Source organism: Bradyrhizobium sp. UFLA05-125 (genome assembly GCF_059803515.1).
In genome coordinates this window covers 1-20,574 of the sequence record NZ_JBANBJ010000058.1, presented here as the reverse complement: position 1 = coordinate 20,574, position 20,574 = coordinate 1, and the positions used below count along the sequence as shown (strand labels likewise).

The following is a 20,574-nucleotide window of genomic DNA, read 5'->3' as shown; positions in this document are numbered from 1 at the left end:
ATGAATTCGGAAGTGATGGACATGCGAACCATGGAAGATGACGAGACGCCGGACTCGGTACCGGTGCCACAGGCCCTGGTGCCGCATCTCAGCGAGACGGCTATCTTGCTCGACATCGATGGTACGCTGCTCGAACTGATGCCGACGCCGCGCGAGGTCTGGGTGCCGCCCGGCCTCTCGAAGACGCTCAATTGCCTCGTCGAACGGACCTCCGGCGCGCTCGCGCTCGTCAGCGGACGCTCGCTCAACGACATCGATCTGATTTTCGCACCGGACCAATTCCCCGCTGTCGGCGGCCATGGCGCCGAAATGAGGCTGGAGCCCGACAGCGAGGCGGTGGCGAGCCATGCCCCGCCGATGGACAAGGAATTGAAGCGGCGCCTCGCCGCGATCGCAAAGCTCTCGCCCGGCATTCTGCTCGAGGACAAGGGCTACTCGCTCGCGCTGCATTATCGTCTCGCCCCGCATGCGGAGAAGGCGATCTACGCGGCGGTCTCGCTGATCCGCGCCGACCTGCCCAATGCACCCATCGAGGTTTTGCCGGGCAAGTTCGTTTGCGAGATCAAGCATTCCGGCTTCACCAAGGCGAGCGGCGTGCGCGAGCTGATGACGCATGAGCCGTTCAGGGGCCGCCGTCCGCTGTTCATCGGCGACGATGTCACCGATGAAACGGTATTCGCGATCATGCCTGACATGAACGGGCTCGCATTCTCGGTGGGACGCCGCGCGCGTGGCGTGAATGGTCATTTCGACTCACCCAGTGATGTGCGTGAGTTCCTCGCGCATCTGCTCGACGGTGATCCAAGGTAAAAGCAAGGCAACGCCACGCCAGAGCCATAAAGGGCTCGGAACCGCGGTGCGCACGCGCGATTCTTGCGGCGCAAAGGGAACGCAGAAAACTGTCTTTGCGTCGAATTTTCGTTTCGGAGGACAAAAGACGGTTCCGACGCGCGCGCCTGATTTTGGTTTCAATTGGTTGAAACCATGAACAGGAACCATATTGATGAACGCCAGTTAAACGAGGCGGAATAACAGGAGGGGACGACCCTGTGAATCTCGTCGTCGTATCGAACCGCGTCGCGCGCGGCAAAGCCAACGAACCCATGACGGGCGGCCTCGCTGCCGCTCTGCTTCCCGTGGTGGAACATTCCGGAGCGATCTGGGTGGGTTCCTCAGGCCGGGTGCGGGATGGTCATCAGAAGGAACCCTTCGCCGAGGTCGAAGCGCTCGGCACCGGTGCGCTGGCGACGCTGGATCTGCCGGCGGCGCATTACGGCGGCTACTACGAGGGTTTTGCCAATTCGGCGCTGTGGCCGGCGCTGCATTCGCGCAGCGATCTCATTCGCGTCTCGCAAGGCGATTATCTCAGCTATCGCGAGGTCAACGCCTTCATGGCGCGCGCACTGTTGCGGTTCCGGAAAGAACGCACCGCGTTCTGGGTGCAGGACTATCATTTCCTCGCGCTCGGCGCGGAGCTGCGCGAGCTCGGCCTCGAGGATCCCGTCGGGTTCTTCCTGCACACCCCGTGGCCAGTGCCAGCGGTGATGCAGGGCGTCCCGCATCATCGCGAGCTGATCGAGGCGATGCTCGCCTATGATCTCATCGGCTTCCAGACCGGGGAGGATTGCCGGAATTTCCTTGGGTATGTCGGTCAGGAGCTCGGACTGACGATCGAGGATGGCATCGTTACCTCCAAGCATGGCCGCACGCGCTGCCAGGTCTTTCCGATCGGCATCGACGCGGAAAAATTCGCGCAATATGCCGCGAAGTCGATCTCGCATCCCGACGTCTCGCGGCTGCGCCGCAGCCTCAATGGCGAGAAGCTCGCGATCGGCGTCGATCGGCTCGACTATTCCAAGGGCCTCGTCAATCGCATCAGCGCGTTCGATCGCCTGTGGACCGAGCAGCCGCAGTTCTTGCGCAGCATCTCGCTGCTTCAGATCGCAAACCCCTCTCGCGGCGGCATCGAGGCCTACTGCAATCTCCAGAACGAGGTCGCGCGTCTCGTCACCGACGTCAACGGGCGCCACGGCGAGGTCGACTGGACGCCGATCCGCTATCTCAACAAGGGTTTCAGCCAGGCCGTGCTCGCAGGCCTCTACCGCACGGCGCAGGTCGGCGTGGTGACGCCGCTGCATGACGGCATGAACCTCGTTGCCAAGGAATATATCGCCGCGCAAAACCCGGCCGATCCCGGCGTGCTCGTGCTGTCGAAGTTCGCGGGCGCCGCCAACGAGCTCGACACCGCGTTGCTGGTCAATCCGCACGACATCGACGGCATGGCGCGCGCAATCGCGATCGCGGCGTCGATGCCGCTCACCGAGCGCAAGATGCGCTGGGAGGCGATGATGAAGAAGCTGCGCGGGCACACCATCCAGCAATGGTCCGCCGACTTCGTCGCCGAGCTGGAGAAGAGTCGGACGGAGAAGCCCACTGTCGCGCCACTGACCGCGCAGTCCCCCCAGGCTCTGCGCTGGCTGAAGTCGGCGATCTCGGGCGTGAGGCTGATCTGATGTAGTCTCGAGAGGCGTGCCCGGGCCACGTGACCCTCTCTTCCCTTGCGGGTCTGTTGCGCTATTGGCTTTTGAGGCCAAAGAAGGCGCATCAATAACAATAGGACACGCCGTCCAGAATCGCGCACTGCCTCTTGTTCGGCGCGTTGGGATCGTCCATCGGCACCATGCCGTTGCCTTGGCCGACGAACACGCCTTGCCCGACGTGGACCGATGATTTGTTGCCGATGATCACGCTCGGATGCGGCGATGCGCTCGAGCGCGTGCCGTCCGGCCAGATGATGGCATCGCCCGCCAGCACTCCGCGCCGGCCGTCAACGCAGGTGACCTCGACGCCCTGGCGCGTGCACACCTGAGCGGCCGCCGGGGCTGAGATCACCGAGACGGCGCATACGACGGCGCATACAAGGCCAAGGGCGGCGATGGCTCGAAAGCTCGTCATGGTGTCCCTCTCGTCCGTCGGAAGCGTGCTTTCGTGAATCGTCGCGCCAGAGCCGCCTCCGATTCACCCCGGGGGGTATCGTCCAGGCTTTGGAGCTAAATATATTCTCATTGAAATACAATGGCTTAAGGAAATTTGAACCGATCGCCCCGCAGTCCCTTGCAAAATCAGCGGCGCGCCTTCAAGAGAGGGCGCTCCGGAGAGATGGCCGAGTGGCTTAAGGCGCACGCTTGGAAAGCGTGTGTGCGGGAAACCGTACCGTGGGTTCGAATCCCACTCTCTCCGCCATATCATATTGAATTAATTGATGTATATTCGATTTTGCGGGCTTGACCCCCGGAATGACCCCCATTCTTGCGGCCCGTTAAGGGATAGCCAACCGGTAACCGGGCCTAGCGGCCACGCCTCCGCAAGCAGCAGGGTTCGTTCTCAAGGGCTCTGGCGGGCGTCTGCCCAAACTGCCGTGACGGACAATTTACTGTGGCGCATGTCGGGAGGACATACCACAGACGGCGCACCGAGGAGCGAGCAAAGCGAAGAGCTAGTGGCAATCGTCTGATGGTTGTGTAAGTTCAGACGGGCCTGCCCTCTTACGAGAACTTCACCGCCACGCCTTCGTCGTCTTTGGTGAGACGATCCCGCTCAGCGGGTTCGTGGAGATCAAGGCGATCAGTCGCGACAACAACCCTTGAGTTGGTACGTTTCGCAGCGCGTTCGGCTATTTCTAAGACGCGCTCATAATCATCTTTGCGAATTGAGACCTTTGCCATGTTCTCCCCCGGGCGCGAATCAGCACACTCTCGCAGCTAACCGCTACAATTGAAATACTAAGGTTGTGTTCCTAATGGCGACCGCTTCACGACAAAAAATCCTTCCGGAACTTGTGTTCGGCGTTGTCGGACCTATGGGGGTCAATGTTGAGGCTATTTGCGAAACCCTGGCAACTGCACTCCGTGCTGTCGGGTACGAGCCACACACTGTACACCTGACGAAAGAGATGTTGAGGGAGGAGCGCTACGAACTTCAACGATACCCTGTCACCGTCCCTTCCGACAAAAACTTCTACACTGAAGTAAATTTTAAAATCAACTACGCGAATGCGCTCTGCAAGGAGTTTTCCGACTTCTCTACAATGGCGCGGATTGCACTTCGCGCCATCGGCGATGAGCGAGAGAGAATATCGGGCGACCGGAATAAGATAGCCGACCGTGCCATAGCGTATGTAGTGCGGCAATTAAAACGCCCAGACGAAGCCATGCTGTTGCGTCGTGTCTATGGCAAGCAGTTCGTTCTAATTTCTGCATATGGCTCCGCTGAAGAACGGCAGAGATTGCTGGAAGAGCGTCTCCAGCGCAGCTTGCCGCCAGCAACTCCAGCTTATGAGATTTCCTGCAAAGCACTCGAACTCATTGAAAAGGACGCCAGAGAAGACGACGAGGAGTTTGGCCAGAACGTTCGCGAGACTTTTCACCTCGCCGACGTTTTCATTGACGGGCTATCTCGTCCAGAGATGGAAGAAAAAATCACTCGTTTCATCCAAGCATTTTTTGGTCGGACTGACATCGCGCCTTCGAAAGCCGAATATGGAATGTATGCAGCGAAATCAGCCTCGCTGCGCTCTAGTGATCTTTCACGCCAAGTGGGCGCAGCAATTTTTACCGATGATGGCGAACTAATCACGCAGGGTTGTAACGAAGTTCCGAAGGCTCTCGGCGGCACCTACTGGGACCTTGAGCAACCTGATTTTCGCGACGTTAGATTGGGGTACGATCCGAATGATCTCGTCAAGACAGAACTCCTGCGAGAGCTTTTTGATAAGATGAGTGAGGCGGGACTACTGTCTGAGAAGGCAATGTCGGTGGGGAACCCTGCTGAAATGGTCGAAGAGTTCACCCGCAAGAAGCCGCCTGGCACCGAGGGGAAGGACGGTCCACTGGCTAGGTGCGCCGTGCTCGATCTGACAGAGTTCGGACGAGTTGTTCACGCTGAAATGTGCGCGATCTGTGATGCGGCCCGGCTAGGGCGAAGCGTAAAGGGTAGCAATCTGTTCGTAACCACATTTCCATGTCACAATTGCACAAAGCACATCCTCGCCGCGGGAATTAAGTGTGTTGTCTACCTGGAGCCTTATCCTAAGAGCCGCGCAAAGGAATTACACAAAAACGAAATTGAGATTGAGAAGATCACGGCGGGGAAAGTGTCCTTTTTGCCATTCCTCGGGATTTCTCCCCTCCGCTATCGCGACATCTTTCAGAAAGGAAGGCGCAAGAGCCGCAGCGGAGCCGCGGTTCATTATCTAAATCAGCCGCCCTCGCCAATGCTTGAGCTGGCTTCTACGGCTTACTTAGAGAACGAAAACCTGGAATGGTTCGAGCTATTCGGTTCATTGCAGCCACAGTTTGAGGAAGAGGGGACATCTACCGCCAGTACAGCGCAAGCTCCCGCACCTCAGTCAGAATGATGTGCCCTTGCCCGTATTTGGACCGGACAGGGCGGGTGGGAGCGCTATTTCTCGAACCACTTCCATCATACGGATGATGACTGGTTGTCGGTATTTAAGTAGAAACATCGGAAATGGGGGACCGAATACGTGTTCGAACAAACTTTTAAGAATATCGACGATGTTCTGTGGAAGGAGGCGGGGTGCGCCACGGAACTGGACTACACCGAGCAGACCTCTTGGATTTTGTTTCTCAAGTATCTTGATGATCTTGAGCGGGCTAATGAGCAGAAGGCCGAGCTGGAGGGCAAGACATACCAGCCGATTATCGACGCAAAACACCGCTGGTCGGTGTGGGCGGCGCCCAAGAAAAAAGACGGCTCGTTCGACCACGACAAGGCCAAGACCGGCGATGACCTCATCGCGTATGTCGATGACAAGCTGTTTCCCTACCTGAAGGGGTTTCGCAACCGCGCCGAAGGCGCGAACACAATCGAATACAAGATTGGCGAAATCTTCTCCGAGATCGAGAATAAATTCCGCAGCGGCTATTCGCTACGCGACGCGCTTGAGCTGGTCGACCAACTTAGCTTCCGGTCGCAGCAGGAAAAACACGAGCTCTCGCATCTCTATGAAGCGAAGCTTCGCAACATGGGTAATGCGGGTCGAAATGGCGGCGAGTACTACACGCCGCGTCCGCTGATCCGCGCCATGATCCAGGTTGTGAAGCCAGGTATCGGCGATCGCATTTATGATGGCGCGTGTGGCTCGGCTGGGTTTCTGTGCGAGGCGTTTGAATATCTCACCCACGAGCGCGGCAAGCTATCGACCAAAGACCTCAAGACGCTTCAGGAGAAAACATTCTTCGGCAAGGAGAAAAAGAGCCTCGCCTACGTGATTGGCATCATGAACATGATCCTGCACGGCATTGAGGCGCCGAATATCATCCACATCAACACCCTCGCCGAGAACATCAGCGACATCCAGAACAAAGACCGCTTCGACTTGGTGCTGGCCAATCCTCCATTTGGAGGGAAGTCGAAGTTGCTGAGGCATTTTCAATCCGTTGCTCAGGATTCGATGAGTACTGGCTACAAAAGCAGATCGCTGAAAATCCAAGTTGTCTTGGACTGGGGGAGTTAGAACTTATTGCAAAGGAACGGCAGCAGGCCTCGGGCGGCCGTTTGGATGTCTTGTTGAAGGATCCTGAAGATGACTCGATGTATGAAGTCGAGGTCATGCTAGGGGAGATCCTCCCGGTGTTCGATCAGCAGGCGCACTAAATTCCCGTGCAGGGGAGATATAGGGTTTCGCTCCCCAAACGTGGGACAAAACACGACCTGACGCTTCACTATCGTCTCGTCGGCGCGCCCATGTGCTGAGGTGCGACAGGGGACGATCGAGCTGCAGGATTTCACTGCGATTGTAGTAAGACTCCGCTTGGCCGTCAGAAGCTGGTCCTGCAGGTTCTTTCAGTACATGCAAGATTGGCTTCGAGCGAAGTCGACCGGAACTGGTCGGCTTCGGTGAAGCTAAAGGCGCTCTCCTGAAGGGCGACACCGAATTGCCAAGCGATCTTCTGCGGCAGAGCCTTGCGCCAGTACAAGCTCTGCTCATGCAGGGAATGCGAATTGCCCTCCAGATGATTTTTGGGACAGCCGCCCCAGCAGACCGGCAGGAACGAGCAACGGCTGCAATTCGGCTGGAGCGTCGGATCGAAGGCGGTCCACCAATCGGCATCGCGGCCGGGCTTCATCTCGCCCCCGGCGCCGCGGACGGCGACGGGGCGGCTCGTCTCACCTACCTGAAGCCCGCACCGGTAATGGTTGCCATCTGCTCCGACCACGATTGAGTCGTCGGCCAGAGCGGCGCACACCGAGGTCCGCGGCAGCGGATAGAGCGAGCGGGTCGTTGTCTCGTCCAACATCGCTTCTTGGGGGACCATTTGGCGAGACCGTTCCCGTAGCCTCTCGAACTCCTGCTCCGAGAGTTTCGTGCGGCTCAGGAATGCGGCACGCTCCGAAAAGTCCGATATTCGGGCGAGCTGGAAGATGCATGGAAACGGTCTGTCGAACCAGCCTCGATCTCTACAGAAGGCAATGAATCCCTCCAGATCGCCCTGATTTCCGTGGTCAGCGTTGAACCTCAGGTCCACACGTACCACATCGAGCAATCCATCGACTGCTGCGACCGCCTGCTCGAACGAGGACACGGACGGAGGCACCCTTCCCTTTCGATATCGCCGCCTCTTGTCGTGGTTCGCTTTGAGCCCGTCGAAAGATATCTGCACCTGCCGAATGCGGTGCCGCCGAACGAATCCGGCAATGTCGTCGGGCCAGCATGTCCCGTTCGAGATCACCGAGGCGGAGTAGCTGACGCCGATTTCTGCGCAGAGCGCCTGGAGCGGCCCGGACGCTGCATCGATGAAATCGATGTTGAGGAGCGGTTCGCCGCCGTACCAGTCGACGTGAAGGCTGTCTTTTCGAGACGCTGTTAGGCGCTGTCGGGTCCAACCGACTATCGCTGGAACGGCGCTTTCGCCCAGAGCATCGCGGGTTCTTTCCTCGTAGCAATAGTAGCAGCCAAGGTTGCAGTCTTGCGTCGTCGTAAGCGTGAGAACCATCGGGGTCCGGCCGCGCGCAGCCCAATAGCGCTCGCGGATTACGACGAGCTCATCCAAGGCCTTGTCAACGAGAAAACCTCCCCTGCGCAGAGTGGCAAGAAGCGCACGCGGAATCGTCTTTGCGGCCACGCTCCGCGGAGAACCGCAGAGTAGCCGCGCAAGCTCCCGCGCGTCCGCGCCTGACAGCCGAATGGAGGTTCCGGTGCAGGCGTTGTACAGCACGCTGTCATCGCCGATCGGAACGCAGAAGTTATAGCGAGACGATTGCAGGCGGCGTCGTGCGTTCACTTGTCGATGTCGATGATGGCAAGGCACATTCCCGTGCCGTACCCGCAAAGTCGAGCCCCGACACGACCGGCCTTCTTGAGATCAGGAGTGATGGTTTCCACCTGCACGACATGCAGCTTGCCGGGCTTGACCTTCAACTTGATGTCTTTGTCGTCTGAGACGATTAGACTCACTTTCGGCTTTTTGACCGGATTGCGCGCCACGGCTATCTCCCGTCCTTCTGTTAACAACCTATGGTCGCACATTTTTCACGATCGTCAAGTCCAACCCGCGCAGGTTAGGCCGCGGCTTCTCGGCCGCGATCCCAGCGGCTTCCAAGGAGCGGGTTCTCGCGGATCGACGCGTATTCGGCGCTGGACTCCGACAGATCCCACATTTGCCCTATACTTTTGATTTGCGCAAAATCGGCAAAGTAACCGCCGTTGGCGCTGCAAGGCATCGTGGTACGTTGCGACCGTATGCCGCGTGCTACGCGTGCTAGGAGCATGCAGAACGTAAGGAAGGTACACAACCTGGTGCAGAGGCCCCGCGACCCGGCGCGCCCCTCACGGCACATGGGCAAAGCCCGGTTAGCGCGCCTGGCACACCTAGTACGCATGGTACGTTCTTGGCGTCATTGATGCCTTTCACATCCAGTTCGCCCTGCGGATCGGGCAGCCGGTACACGCCACTCGTAAGCCGTTCGACTTCGCCGTCCTTGTATATCTCGGCAAGCCCGTTCTTGACGTTGGCGTGCCTCACGGCTTTCGATCTCCGCAACCGTCATCGGCCGCGTTGCCTTGAAAAGCGCAGCCACAATAGACCCTTGCTCCTGATTTCTCGGAGGCAGGTATCATTGCTGCCCGCTACGATCGCCGAAAAACCGTGACATCATGTGTACGACGAACTACATTTGATCCTGTAGCTTGCCGGTATTTAGCATCATCAAAGAGGATTTCTTCAAGATGGCCGAAGCTTCGCTGTTGCAGGAAGCAGAAGATTGCTTAGCAGTGGCGTCGAGGTCCTTAGACAAAGTCGAAGCCACATTAACCCGGCTCGAAGGTCTCGTCTCTCTGCTAGACCCCAATATGGACTCTGAAACCGTCGAACAACTCTTAGACTTCGAAAGCGCGCTGTCGACTACCATGCGAGACGTTGGCAACCTCGTTGCTTCCTTGCATGATCCGTTTGACGCAGTTTCCGCAGGATTGCAGGCCGCGGAGGAAGACGCTCACGCCAAATCGCAGGAGGCGCTCAAAAAATTCGACGGAACACTTGATCAGATTTCCGATAGAGCCCAGCAATTCGCTCATCATGCTCTTGGACAAATTGAAGAAGTCGAACATGCGTTTGCAAACGGCGAAGACCATTTGCTCCACCGCGCTGATGAGACCAAGGAGTTATTTGTTCGAGAAGCCACCTCCACTATTCAGGCGGTTAATCGAGACATTGAAAGCTTCAATGCAGGACTGCGGGGCACAGTACATCAACTGAAGCGCTTCACGGCGAATGTCGAAAGTTCCGTCGGTCCTGTCTTAGGTGTTCTCAAGCGGATTGAAGCAATCATAGCGCCGATTCAACCAATCTTAGCAACGCTGGAGAAATTGGCGTGAACACATCACTGCATGATGCAGTCCGCGAATTTAACCTCGTAATGGGGGCGGTCCATGATCATTCCTTACATGCAGGGGAAGACCTAGCGGCTCAAATTGTCCAAACTCGCACTCTTGTGAAGGCAGCCGCATCTGAGTTCGAGCGCAATTCCGGTGAGTTGATGAGCGCCATAAAGTCTGCAGAGGCGGGTATTGAACAGCTCATTTCTGCTCTCGACGTAGATCAGTTTTCTCACCAAGTTCATGATCAGATCGACCATCATTTTAATGATCTAGATCACCAAGTGGAAACTGCTGAACAGTCTCTCTTCGGAATTATGGAAACACTAGAGACGGGCGCCGTGCATGAGGTCAGTTTGCTTGGTCAACAGCTAGTCGATATCGCTCAGAGGCATGTCATCGGATCTATAGAGACCGTCGAGCACTCAGCCATCGAAGCACTCTCGTCATACCAGCATGCATTGACGGATATCATCTCAGGCACACTTCACGATGTTGAAAATGGAGTACGGCAGCGTTGCGCTTCGGCTGTCAACGAGGTTGTTCACGTCGTCGTCGAACGGCTTCTCAGTCAGCTCGAGGAGACAGTCACTGTTACCGAGTTGGGAGCGCAAATCACAACGTTCATCGGTCCCTACCTTCCAGAGATCATCCTCATTTCAAAAATGCTGGACTTAATCGAAGAAGAGCTTCGAGCCCTAAGAGGCTTATGAAAGATGGTGGCTTGCGATGCCGGAACACGAGGGGCTGGAAAACGAACTGGCTGAAGCCTTAGCGGGACTTACGAATCGATTCCTTAACTTGGTTCACACTGTGGATCAGGCGGATGCTCTAATTCTGGAGTCGGCCCATCGTATCGAGGCCGATGCAAATCGGCTGGGAGAATTGCTCCATGACTTCTCTGATAAGGTTACTCAAGCTATTCCACAGATTGCCGATGCGCACACGTCGATCGCAGCCATTCAAGAAAAGTTAGACGGCGTAACAGAGGAACTTTCGATGCTGACGGAGCCGCTAGAGTCAGCGATACATACCGCGCATGATGAAGTAACAAGCGCGGCGCATAGCGCGCAGGCTGAGGTTCATGAATTTCTCCATCATCAAGCCGAGCATTTGGAGTCGACGGTCAACAATATTTGCGACGCTTTCCAACACGAGGTCTCCGAGGAAATCGGCCGCAGGTTGCAAGCGATGACTCAGGATTTGCTGGCATCTATTCAAAAAGAAAGGGAGCAGGTGCTGATGCCGCTAACACAACAGCTCGCTCAATTCATCGACAACATCATTGAAGGGATCACTAAGAAATTATCAGACAGCGCATCTAAAACACGCTCAAGCAATGATCTTCTCGCTCCTGTGATCAAGAGCCTTCAACCAATTGTCGACGAGCTAAAAAGCGAGTTCGAAAGGGTTAAGAAGCTGAAAGAGGAAGTAGGTTTATAGGAACAAAGATGAGTACCAAGGAAACGATAGAACGTCTTCAATCGCTCATTAAGAATACCAGAGACATCGACGAGCGATGTACTTCGCTTATTTCCCGTGCAGAAGCACTTCATCAAATTGCGAACAGGGTTGCCAGTGCCGACGTCAGTAAAATTCAGCACCTCTCTGACCAGGTCGACGAATTGGGACCAGTTCTCATGAGCCCGTTACGCGCCCTTAGCGAACGGGAGGATTTCACGATTGCGAGCGCCCATGACCACCTGGCTTCCGTTACCGAAATGACGAACGAACTTCACGAGAAGCTAAATGAGTTATTTGCGCATCCGATCAGAGAACTCGAGCCGCAGCTAGAAAGCAAATTGACCGATTTGATTACGTCATTTCATAACCGGCTGACCGAGGTGAAGCAGAAGCTGCTAGGCTCGGCCGAGGAGCATGGACGGCATTTGCAAGAAGAGCTCCGCGTCGCCAGCGGTGTGATCGGGTCCGCACTATCCGACTTGGGAACGTCTATGTCTGAAACCGAGAGATTGTGTGATGAGATCCTAGATGCTTTGCGCGAGCTCAGGGACGCCGTGTTAGCAGCCTGTAGAGACGTATCAGTTGGGGCGGAAGCCGCTACACACTCTGTAAGCGTATTGATCAATTCGTTTAGTGGTGTTGACTAAGAGCGGACCAAACGGTCAGTGTTTCGTATTGGGGCAAGTGCCCGACAAAACCACCTTCCCGTTGGGTGTGATAAGTGGGGCGAAACTGGAATCGGGAATACGTACCGACGCATTTCCTTCGAAATCGAGACTTTGTACTGAGACGTACGCTTGAAAATCGTTTGGATGCGGCGCGTCAAACACCTTGTACACGCGAACGAATATCAAATGCCTTAAGAGGTTCGGATCGTTCACGACAGACTCAATGTCTTCATTTGTCGGTATTCCGTCCCTTGCGAATACCACTCCAGCCACGGCGACATCCATGCAGGAAGGCGCTTTGGCGTAAAGGTTGGTCGGTAGATCAAATTGAAAGTGGCCCGTAAGGGGAGTTCTTCCATCGAATTTTCCGACTTTTTGCAAGATGATCTTCCCGAAAGGCGCTCCAGTTTTTCCCTCCCGTTGCAAGGTGTTGTCGTCATAGGGATTTACGATCCATGCATCCTTTACATTTCCATCTGGATAATTGCTCGAAACAGCTGGCACCTTCTTAATGCCGGCGCCGTCTTTCTCGACTCGGTACAAAATGCAACGAGGATTTAGTTGCTCCGCCTTTTCGACGTAATCAATCGAAATGTTGCTATCCATAAATCTGTATCCGGGCTTCGGAAGTTGCCTGGAGTCAAATAGGCTAACGTTGGGATCGGGGGAAAATCCGAAAACTGGGTCGAGAAAGTAGACAAGGAAATAGGTATAGCAAAGCCCCTCTTTCTTGGTTAAGTCGTGCACAGCGTGAAAATAGGTTACTGCCTGACAGTCCCATTCCTTTTCGCAATAGAGGACCGCATAGGAGGGTTTTGTGTAGGGCTTCAAATAGGCGCGAGTGACCGGAGCGGCGGGCGGGGGTGGAGGCAACCAAGTGAGTATCGATGATCGAAACGCCAGGGCGGAGGCGACAATAACCATCAAATAAAGGAAGCCTGAGCCAATGCGCAGCGGGGTGCTCGGACCACAGAAGTCGAGGATGTGTCTTGTAGCTTCCTGTAGTCGGTCTGGGCCGATAATCAGGTAGGTGTCTTCGGCAGGACGGTCTGATTCAGAATGATTCTCCAGTAGCGCAAGCCGATCTCCTAGGGATTGCTTGAGCTTCGTTAGCGTTGTTGTCGATAATGGGATTTTGCCAGCTAATTTGATCCCAAGCTCCGGCGAGTCCGTGTGACCTAGTAAATAACCCGACGCTGTTCTGTCGTCCTTCAAGTCCTCGGCGGCTGGTGATACAACGTCGTTCTCCGTCGACGGCCCACGGTCTACACTGGCAAACACCGAGCCATCATTGATGGGCAGAGAAGAAAACTTGCTTCGAATTGTTTGAACGAGGTCTGGATCAGCTGAAACAGCCGAAAGGTGCCTTTCTGTCGCTATCGAACATCCAAACGCAATAGACGTGCGGTCCGTTGACGGCAGCGCAGAAACGAGCGAGTTCGCTTCGAGACCAAATGGTCCGCTCAGAAGGACGGGTAATTCTAGCGGGAAAGTTACGCCAATTTTGCGCGAACAAGCCTCGAGGTCTGCACGAAGGATTTCAGAAATATGAGCTTTGGCGCGCAGGGCCGAGATTACAGTCCCGTTACTTGAGGTGCTTGGCAGGATGGCACGACCGTCCCTATATTTACGCCACAAACTCTCGAGTTCCAGAGCGCTAGTGTTCGCAAATATACTTGCCCATGATCCGAACAGAATATCACCTACAAATCGTTGCGGCTTGCGGACAGTAGTTGTTGCCCCAAGAAGGTGCACAGCAGGAGCATCCCCGCCCTCCTCGACGCGTACCAGACTAAGAACTCGCTGATGAAAACCTGCTTCGAATACGAGGAACTCACGTTCGGCAGGCGGACCGTTCGCAATGACATGAGACAGGGCAATTGCAACGGCTCGGTCTATGCGCTGTACTTGTTTGAAACCAGCGCTTAGGGCCGCGCAACCGAGTGCATTATCGCTAACATCGGCATCGATAGCGCAAACGACTCCGATTTCGTCCAAACCACCTCTGACGATATCACGGTGGAGTTTCGTCAGTAGCAGGCTGAGCGATGAGGGGTCATCCGCCGATGCCTGATCGATGGCATGACATACCTTCAACTCAGGTAATTCGTCGGCCAGCCCAGCTGCCAGTTGACCCACCAGCGCGCCTTGAGCTGCATTTGATTCCGGGTCGTAAAAAGCAACAATGGGAATCGTCACCAGGCTAGCCGCGTGATTAGCATCTGTGACAAATTGGAATCGGCGTCCATCGATGAACCCGACGCGACACTCATTCCAACCAAGATCAATCCCGATTTTCATTTCTCGACCCTAGCGGGCGAAGCGGAGATCTCTCAACGATCTTCGAACTTAAATTGCGCTCAATTTGCGAAACTATCGAGACCACAGTTCGAGAAGCCGAATTGATTTCATCATCCAGCCGCTTTCCGATTTCTTGTGCAGATTCAACGTCGGCGGAAATTCGCAAAAATTCTCGTTGGCGTCGAGCCGATTCACTCTGATGCGTGCGCTTCCGAGCCGTTTCAGCGCTGGTTTCCAGGCACTTAAAGTGTTGTTCTAGTGCATTCCTGAAGATTTCACCGATTTTAGCGACCATCTTCTTGCTTTCCGTCCGAGCGAAGCGCAGCGCAGCCTGAAGGTCGTCTCGCGCAGCCCCTCTCGCCTCTTTACGCGCACGATTATGAGCAATCACCAGCAGAACTGGAAGCAGCAAGCCTGCTGCGCTGATCAACGCCGCACGGATTTTCGCGGATCCAGTGTTAAATCCAAACGCACCCAAGATCGGGGCTACTAGCATGGTTGCTGGGACAACGAACTGCTGCGGATAGCGGACAGCGATTCGAAATGCGCTAAAAAGGCTTGGTTGTGTCGGCCTTGAACCGGTGAAACCTGCTGGTCCCAACTGCGTTTTGAGTCCAGTTGTCACCTCTGACACTTTTCGAAAGACTAGCGAATAATCAAGCACGGCTCCTAGCTTAGGGTCGCGGTTCCGTTGCTCTTCCGTCTGTAGGAGCTTGCCAAGGTCGTGTGCGGCGATAAATATCTTGGATCGCAACTCGTCCACGAACAGTGGCGGTATAATCGTGGGCTCGATCCCGTCATGAGATCCTTCGGAGTGATCGTCTCGCACAGCTAAATGTGACAACCGTCCAATCCAGCCTTCTGCAGCTTCGTAAATTGGTCCACCGTCGTCGGCGGCCTTATTAACAATGTCCCTCAAATCGTCGAGCAACTTCGGAAGCGCGTCTTGTTTCATAGCCTCTCGCGCGCCATCCAGAACTGGCGCCGCCGGTACTTTCAGCAGGATCTTGCGAGCTTCGGTTTGAAGCTTGATACGTTCTAGTTGTGTTTTACAAAGGTCTGCGACTTGTAACTGGGAGCAGACTGCTTGGAGTTGTTGGATCAGGCTAGCGTTTCTGGACGAATATTCCCTCACCTTCGCGGTGATTCGAGGAACCTCGTTCGAACTGTCGAGAACGATCAAATTTCGAGGCGCTGAAGCTCGCAAGGTGTCCAGAAATTCACGACTCCATGCCGTACTTAGATCCCCATAAGCAACCACAAGCCCACGCGACCTTCCAGAAGCGAATACACCTTCCAGCGTGACCCAATCCAGACCCTGTCGCGGTCTCTGACTGGATACTTGGGTCATCAAAATCTCAGCCGTCTGAGTGAGAGAACTATCGGCTTCGTCCGCCGCACCGGGCAACGGAAAGAACGACAGTGCCGGCGTGTCTGTACGAGCCGACGAAGTTTCTGCTGGCAATGTTAGGCCGAACCTCTCCCTTGCGGCCGTAACGACACCAACCAAAGAAGCGTGTGCCTTCCAAAGCGGGTCCTGCGTATTCATTCTTGCCAAGGATCTTCGCTGCTATTGACCGAGAAACTGCTATTGCCCGAGATAACCGTCTGGACAATAATACAACTGAGCTCATCCTGTTCAAGTTAGCGCCGTGCTCCCCGTAACGGGGGTCGCCATCTTTGGCAAAATCAAGGTGAACCGGAATGATCAGTCTGTCCAGCCTCTTGATTTCATCCGTGCTTGCGAATCGCAAGCTCGGGACGCAGGTCTTGGACGCTCTTCAAAAAGCTATGAAGGAAAGCGTCACGTGCCGTTCCTTCGAAGGACAGCCACTCGCGCCGTGAAAATCTTGTCGTCTCACTGCTGCTCTAGCCAATAGGACTGAAGGCTGATGCTGTCTCGCTCGGCATGCTGGGCTTTCCGGCAACTCCTGACTAAGCGCGGGGATGGACGATGCTCGCCAGCTCCGCTCGCCGCGGAAGGCGGGCCAACTCGGTCGCACAATGAGATCGATGGTCGGCGACGACGATCGATCGCGCGTGACTATTCACCGCGCCGCGATCGGAAACGAGGTGCTGCATCGTGCCACCGACTCGCGATTGGCCGACGAAAAACTGCACGACCTGACGTTCGAGCTGGCCAGAAGGACCCGCGACGATCAAATTGGTGGAGGCAGCGAAACTCATCTTTTGCTGCATGCGCCACCGCCACCAACCGCGTCGAGGCGCTACAACAATCCCGGGCCATAACAGGCTTGATCATCGAAGACGGCGGGGCACGCTGTCGAGAGTCCCGCGGCCACGTCCGGACGCTGCGTGAACCGCGTTGATGCCGGGGTGCAGCAAAAACCGGCTAGCGTGTTGCGGCGGTGAGCAGTGACAGGAGGCTAACAATAATATAGAAAACATCATCGAGGCATTTTACTTTTCCTCGCCACTTCATAGAGCGGCACCTCTTTTATAGCCTCTACTTCAACTAACCCGTATGGCACGTTGAGTTCTCTCAAAACGGTAAAGAGGGTCTTATGAGCTTTCGCCATTTTAAGACGCTTTGCGTAGTTCTGATGCTCGGCTTTATAAACTCCGGCGCTCGCGCTGCGATTATCACACCGGCCGGCGTTTTCGCCGACTGTAAGGCTGCAGCGGACTTTCGCGATGGTGCGCTGTTTAACACTTTGAGCGCGAAATTTGACACCTATGATTCTGTGAAGGAACAGGTGTATGGTTCTTTCCTCAAGAAGTATCAAGAAGAGCAAGATCGGCTGAGTGCTCAGTTGCCCCAAATCGCGAATGATAAGAAGAAAATTGTCTACGTCGCCCTTGTTCAACTGGGCGTATCATTCTTTTTGGAGGAATACACCAAGAAAGCAATTGGCACTCTCTCGCTTTCTCCGGCAGACAAGAATATATCCGAAGCCCTTTTGAATAATTCAAACGGTCTAAAAGTCGATCTTGCCGCAGCTCTCATCAAGGGTGATATTGATCTTCAAGGGATTGCGATCTCTCAAATCAAGGCCCTCGCTGATTTGATCGCGGCGGCGGCCAGCAAAGGCGCGGCTCCCCCGCCGATCGTTTTAGCCGGACGAATTTACACTACAGGCTCGATCCTAATTCCGGCGACAGCTGATTGGCTCGATAAGGATTTGGAGAAGCAAAATATCAAGCAACTAATGTCGATGTCATTGCAAGCGACGAAGAAAATAGCTGGCAAATCCAATAAGGTTGCAATCGAAGACCTTAACAAGACAAGGGACTCAATTGATGCGCAATGCGCGCAAGCTAAGTGAGGCACCATCGAGCCGCGAGATCGATTGTTTGAATCATTGGCGACCGGAGCCCAGAGAGATGACGTGAAAGGCTCAAACCATCTAAAGCAATCGATGCGATGAGAGCCGTCTACACCAAGTTAACAGGGTCGCAATTCTGGTTTTGTGAATGTGCGACGTTTACCACTTTGCGCAATCTTCGCCGCCCTGCTTTTGCAATTGAAAGATTACCCCCACCCCAATGTCCACCCATCTACTACTTGTAGATTGTTCAACTTTGGCGTTCCCAAAGGCGATTTGGCGCTCCTCGAACTTAGGCGGTAATTGTTGTAGATTGTCCCGAACAGCTTTGACCGATCCTGTCGTCAACCTACTCACATCATCCTGCCCCATTTCCTTCGGAACCTTGACGACCGCGCAGAGCAACAACGTAGCATCCTTATGTTCTGCAAGGACTTCTCGGATACGATTGTAGATAAAGGCATGAGTGTCGTAAACTGGTTCTCTAGGATCACCGAAATCGATTTTCCATTCATATACGAAACCTCTAATATAATTGTCTCTTAGGGCGCGGCGAAGTTCATCTTCTGCGGAAGGCCGGGGTTCGAGGGCCACTAGCAGAGCCGACGACAACCAAATGAGTGCAGCAGACAGCAACACATAACGGACGAAGCGATCGTGCGCCATGGAGGCAACGCCCCCTGCTACTAGGATGTTGCCCCGTTTCCACGTTGCGATCGCTTTATGCTTGATCGATCTCCAAATCGACCTCAGACTCAACCATTCAGGGAGCTCTCCATATTTCAACAAGTTTACGTCTGCATCCGGATCTTGCAGGTATCGCGAAGCAGCCGCAATCATTCTTTCTCGCCTCCGAACTTTGCGAGTTTGCCAAAATTGGGTTCCCGAGCGAGATTGTCGATATATGAAGTGCGAGCCTCTCCACAGGAGGAATCCAGAGGCTATTGGTAAGAGGCACAGCCAAAGTAACCATACAAAGGGTAATCCAGTGGAAAGGTTCGCAAGAGATAGGAGAAAAGCAATTGTGTTGAAAAGGATCAAGGTTGTGGAGAAGCGAAAATAATGGATTCTGAAGTTTCGTAATTCATTCCGAAACCGGATCGAAGCTACCAAAGCCGCAAATAATATAAGGTCCCCGGCGAGCAGCACCTTTTTTTGTAAGGCCTCGACACGTTGACTGGCTTGGCGAATCTGCCAGTTTTGCTCGAGATATTGCATCTCTCCAGCTGGAACTGGCCTCAATCCATCTTTGTAGATCCCAAGTCCAACAACGCCGACAATCACCAGGACCACGCCCAGTGCAGTCAGCATCAAGCAACCGGACAAAATATTCTGCATACTCTCCTGTTGCGTCTTACCGTTCATTAGCTGCCTTTGCTGCTCGAAGGTAGTCACGATCCGGCACCAAAGGCCGGAATTGAAAGATATCGCAAAGGCAGGCTCCTTCCCACTGATAACATTCGACCGCGACCAGAGCTTGAGAAACGAGGCATAAGCATCGAACCACTTGTCCTCTGGCGAGAAGGAGTGGATGACCATTGCCGCGTCGTCTGTCTTAAAGCGCTCGGCCTCTATTACTGCTGACGCAGCGCGGTGAAATAGTTGATAGTGGATGTCACCCGGAGGTGGGCATTCTACTCCGATCAGATCGCAGAGAAACGTAAGCCGCTGTTGCTTTCGAGGAGATGGATCCAGGTACCAATCTCTAATGGTGGGCCCAAACGACTCATTGACTTTCCCCTCGACCGCAACAGCGATGGTGCGATTATTTGACTTTACTAAAGCGAAAACGTCCGCCTGGCTTTCTCGTCCTGCATCGCCCAATGCCGCCTTGTGCTCTGGGATCGCAATGAGCAACTCGCTGTCTCCTCCAAATAGCTCTGCGATTTCCGGCGGCAATCCGTTTGCAGCTTCCCAGCAATGCGCGAGTGTTCGTGCGGAGTAGCCGGTGCGCCACTGTTTTTCCGGGTCAGCGAGAAGAGCTTGCCAGCTTTGGGGGCAACAAGTTGGTACGTAGATCCTTCCCATTTGCCCCCCCTCGCGGCGCATAGGCGCTGCCGCTATCTAATCCAAGGCCAGTTGTTGAGCGGCGCCGGGTTTGCTGTTGTGACGGATCGGCTGCTGCAAGAGGTGATCAGTGCCATTGTCTTCCTCGCGGCGTTCGGTGCTGCATGATGCCGATCGTCACGAACGCGCGGTAGGTCTGGCGTCTACCATTAAGAGGTACTCAAGCGGAGGCTCTCCAGGCTTGGCAGAGCCAGACCACACCGGCGCGCCGCTTAGTCGGCAAGATGTCGAACAGGTCGTACGCGTGCTCCTTTCGCACTTGCTGCACACGTTGACCCACTGTTTGAAGTCCTTCGGATTGTACGGCGAGTACAGCTTTTCCGCGCAGTAGGTTGGCGGAGCAGAACGAGTGCGATAGTAACGCGACACGCATTTAATTTCTCGCTACGTGTGGCTATCGACGCCAAAGCTGCTACGAATGTGTGCGACAGACTTCGGACCTAAATCGGGGAGGCTCAGCAGACTCTTGTCCGAAGCCGATCGAACTTCACCAATTGTTCTGAATCCGTGCAGCGCCAGTACATTTCTGATCCGCGTGGGCAGCCGCACTTCGCCCAAATTGACGGAATCCGGCAAATCTTTCGAGGGCTCAAGCATCAGCAAACCGCAAAATCGACTTCTACTGAGTGGCATCGGATCCTTACATGGACCTTACAGAAGACTGTTTTTGCAACGGCTCAATGCGTGTCGCGCGCACGACCGAAACGACTTGGTGCAGCGAGCGCCAATTCGGCTCTCCGTAAGCTGGCCCGACTACGACCAGCAACAGCGATGGCCCCCGTTGGTGCTATGCTGTGAACGACAGGTAGTAGGTAAGCCTCCGGTGAGGGCCGCCTTCCGGGCGGCGAGCTTGGCTGCGATAGTTTGCTAATTGATTTGCCAGCAAATG

General features: G+C 54.9%; 18 protein-coding genes and 1 tRNA gene. 11 read left to right on the top strand and 8 right to left on the bottom strand.

Annotated elements, in window-relative coordinates:
* Positions 1-810: a trehalose-phosphatase gene (gene otsB, locus SO156_RS33985; RefSeq protein WP_458151346.1), complete on the top strand. Its 810-nt coding sequence runs from the start codon at positions 1-3 to the stop codon at positions 808-810.
* Positions 811-1,049: 239 nt separating this feature from the next.
* Complete coding sequence (locus tag SO156_RS33980; protein ID WP_458151347.1) at positions 1,050-2,513, top strand: trehalose-6-phosphate synthase; 1,464 nt, start codon at positions 1,050-1,052, stop codon at positions 2,511-2,513.
* Positions 2,514-2,604: 91 nt separating this feature from the next.
* On the opposite strand, the gene SO156_RS33975 is transcribed toward SO156_RS33980, so the two are convergent.
* On the bottom strand, positions 2,605-2,955 hold the full coding sequence (locus SO156_RS33975; RefSeq protein WP_458151348.1) for a hypothetical protein: 351 nt from the start codon (positions 2,953-2,955) through the stop codon (positions 2,605-2,607).
* 198 nt (positions 2,956-3,153) lie between these two features.
* Between SO156_RS33975 and SO156_RS33970 the strand changes: the two genes are divergently transcribed.
* Positions 3,154-3,243, top strand: a tRNA-Ser gene (locus tag SO156_RS33970).
* A gap of 302 nt (positions 3,244-3,545) precedes the next feature.
* On the opposite strand, the gene SO156_RS33965 is transcribed toward SO156_RS33970, so the two are convergent.
* Positions 3,546-3,725, bottom strand: coding sequence for a hypothetical protein (locus SO156_RS33965; RefSeq protein ID WP_498537819.1), 180 nt, complete (start codon positions 3,723-3,725; stop codon positions 3,546-3,548).
* A gap of 74 nt (positions 3,726-3,799) precedes the next feature.
* On the opposite strand from SO156_RS33965, the gene SO156_RS33960 reads away from it, so the two are divergent.
* Positions 3,800-5,416, top strand: a complete 1,617-nt coding sequence (locus SO156_RS33960) for an anti-phage dCTP deaminase (RefSeq protein ID WP_498537818.1) — start codon at positions 3,800-3,802, stop codon at positions 5,414-5,416.
* A 129-nt stretch (positions 5,417-5,545) separates the two neighbouring features.
* On the top strand, positions 5,546-6,538 hold the full coding sequence (locus SO156_RS33955) for a class I SAM-dependent DNA methyltransferase (protein ID WP_498537817.1): 993 nt from the start codon (positions 5,546-5,548) through the stop codon (positions 6,536-6,538).
* 304 nt (positions 6,539-6,842) lie between these two features.
* Here the strand turns inward: SO156_RS33955 and SO156_RS33950 are convergent, their stop codons facing one another.
* Complete coding sequence (locus SO156_RS33950) at positions 6,843-8,018, bottom strand: radical SAM protein (protein WP_498537832.1); 1,176 nt, start codon at positions 8,016-8,018, stop codon at positions 6,843-6,845.
* 284 nt (positions 8,019-8,302) lie between these two features.
* Positions 8,303-8,509 (bottom strand): hypothetical protein, encoded by a 207-nt coding sequence (locus SO156_RS33945; protein ID WP_498537816.1) that lies wholly within the window; start codon positions 8,507-8,509, stop codon positions 8,303-8,305.
* Positions 8,510-9,250: 741 nt separating this feature from the next.
* Here SO156_RS33945 and SO156_RS33940 point away from each other — a divergent pair.
* Genes SO156_RS33940 through SO156_RS33925 form a run of 4 tightly spaced genes read left to right on the top strand, consistent with a single transcriptional unit; the run spans position 9,251 to position 12,009 of the window.
* A complete protein-coding gene (locus tag SO156_RS33940; RefSeq protein WP_498537815.1) occupies positions 9,251-9,898 on the top strand; it encodes a hypothetical protein in 648 nt (215 codons plus the stop codon).
* Positions 9,895-10,611 carry a hypothetical protein gene (locus SO156_RS33935; protein WP_498537814.1) on the top strand — a complete coding sequence of 239 codons (717 nt, stop codon included), beginning with the start codon at positions 9,895-9,897 and terminating at the stop codon, positions 10,609-10,611. The genes SO156_RS33940 and SO156_RS33935 overlap by 4 nt, the downstream gene beginning before the upstream one ends.
* A gap of 16 nt (positions 10,612-10,627) precedes the next feature.
* A complete protein-coding gene (locus SO156_RS33930) occupies positions 10,628-11,341 on the top strand; it encodes a hypothetical protein (protein ID WP_498537813.1) in 714 nt (237 codons plus the stop codon).
* A gap of 8 nt (positions 11,342-11,349) precedes the next feature.
* Positions 11,350-12,009: a hypothetical protein gene (locus tag SO156_RS33925; RefSeq protein WP_498537812.1), complete on the top strand. Its 660-nt coding sequence runs from the start codon at positions 11,350-11,352 to the stop codon at positions 12,007-12,009.
* Between the two features lie 15 nt (positions 12,010-12,024).
* On the opposite strand, the gene SO156_RS33920 is transcribed toward SO156_RS33925, so the two are convergent.
* Both SO156_RS33920 and SO156_RS33915 read right to left on the bottom strand, forming a co-directional pair.
* The gene (locus SO156_RS33920; RefSeq protein ID WP_498537811.1) at positions 12,025-14,331 is read right to left on the bottom strand and encodes a hypothetical protein; all 2,307 of its coding nucleotides are present in this window, start codon (positions 14,329-14,331) and stop codon (positions 12,025-12,027) included.
* Positions 14,315-15,880, bottom strand: a complete 1,566-nt coding sequence (locus SO156_RS33915; protein ID WP_498537810.1) for a hypothetical protein — start codon at positions 15,878-15,880, stop codon at positions 14,315-14,317. The genes SO156_RS33920 and SO156_RS33915 overlap by 17 nt, the downstream gene beginning before the upstream one ends.
* A 464-nt stretch (positions 15,881-16,344) precedes the next feature.
* On the opposite strand from SO156_RS33915, the gene SO156_RS33910 reads away from it, so the two are divergent.
* Complete coding sequence (locus SO156_RS33910) at positions 16,345-16,581, top strand: hypothetical protein (protein ID WP_498537809.1); 237 nt, start codon at positions 16,345-16,347, stop codon at positions 16,579-16,581.
* 275 nt (positions 16,582-16,856) lie between these two features.
* Complete coding sequence (locus SO156_RS33905; protein WP_498537808.1) at positions 16,857-17,618, top strand: hypothetical protein; 762 nt, start codon at positions 16,857-16,859, stop codon at positions 17,616-17,618.
* A 159-nt stretch (positions 17,619-17,777) separates the two neighbouring features.
* Here the strand turns inward: SO156_RS33905 and SO156_RS33900 are convergent, their stop codons facing one another.
* Together SO156_RS33900 and SO156_RS33895 are read right to left on the bottom strand one after the other, a co-directional pair.
* On the bottom strand, positions 17,778-19,646 hold the full coding sequence (locus SO156_RS33900) for a DUF6946 family protein (protein ID WP_498537807.1): 1,869 nt from the start codon (positions 19,644-19,646) through the stop codon (positions 17,778-17,780).
* Positions 19,647-20,069: 423 nt separating this feature from the next.
* The gene (locus SO156_RS33895; RefSeq protein ID WP_498537831.1) at positions 20,070-20,282 is read right to left on the bottom strand and encodes a DNA-directed RNA polymerase subunit alpha C-terminal domain-containing protein; all 213 of its coding nucleotides are present in this window, start codon (positions 20,280-20,282) and stop codon (positions 20,070-20,072) included.
* Positions 20,283-20,574 lie beyond the last annotated feature (292 nt).

What these genes read in the sequence shown, in the direction of transcription:
- otsB (WP_458151346.1), top strand. Translation starts at nt 1, where the DNA reads ATGAATTCGGAAGTGATGGACATGCGAACCATGGAAGATGACGAGACG.
- SO156_RS33975 (WP_458151348.1), bottom strand. Translation starts at nt 2,955, where the DNA reads ATGACGAGCTTTCGAGCCATCGCCGCCCTTGGCCTTGTATGCGCCGTC.
- SO156_RS33965 (WP_498537819.1), bottom strand. Translation starts at nt 3,725, where the DNA reads ATGGCAAAGGTCTCAATTCGCAAAGATGATTATGAGCGCGTCTTAGAA.
- SO156_RS33960 (WP_498537818.1), top strand. Translation starts at nt 3,800, where the DNA reads ATGGCGACCGCTTCACGACAAAAAATCCTTCCGGAACTTGTGTTCGGC.
- SO156_RS33950 (WP_498537832.1), bottom strand. Translation starts at nt 8,018, where the DNA reads ATGGTTCTCACGCTTACGACGACGCAAGACTGCAACCTTGGCTGCTAC.
- SO156_RS33940 (WP_498537815.1), top strand. Translation starts at nt 9,251, where the DNA reads ATGGCCGAAGCTTCGCTGTTGCAGGAAGCAGAAGATTGCTTAGCAGTG.
- SO156_RS33930 (WP_498537813.1), top strand. Translation starts at nt 10,628, where the DNA reads ATGCCGGAACACGAGGGGCTGGAAAACGAACTGGCTGAAGCCTTAGCG.
- SO156_RS33925 (WP_498537812.1), top strand. Translation starts at nt 11,350, where the DNA reads ATGAGTACCAAGGAAACGATAGAACGTCTTCAATCGCTCATTAAGAAT.
- SO156_RS33920 (WP_498537811.1), bottom strand. Translation starts at nt 14,331, where the DNA reads ATGAAAATCGGGATTGATCTTGGTTGGAATGAGTGTCGCGTCGGGTTC.
- SO156_RS33915 (WP_498537810.1), bottom strand. Translation starts at nt 15,880, where the DNA reads ATGAATACGCAGGACCCGCTTTGGAAGGCACACGCTTCTTTGGTTGGT.
- SO156_RS33910 (WP_498537809.1), top strand. Translation starts at nt 16,345, where the DNA reads ATGGTCGGCGACGACGATCGATCGCGCGTGACTATTCACCGCGCCGCG.
- SO156_RS33905 (WP_498537808.1), top strand. Translation starts at nt 16,857, where the DNA reads ATGAGCTTTCGCCATTTTAAGACGCTTTGCGTAGTTCTGATGCTCGGC.
- SO156_RS33900 (WP_498537807.1), bottom strand. Translation starts at nt 19,646, where the DNA reads ATGGGAAGGATCTACGTACCAACTTGTTGCCCCCAAAGCTGGCAAGCT.
- SO156_RS33895 (WP_498537831.1), bottom strand. Translation starts at nt 20,282, where the DNA reads ATGCTTGAGCCCTCGAAAGATTTGCCGGATTCCGTCAATTTGGGCGAA.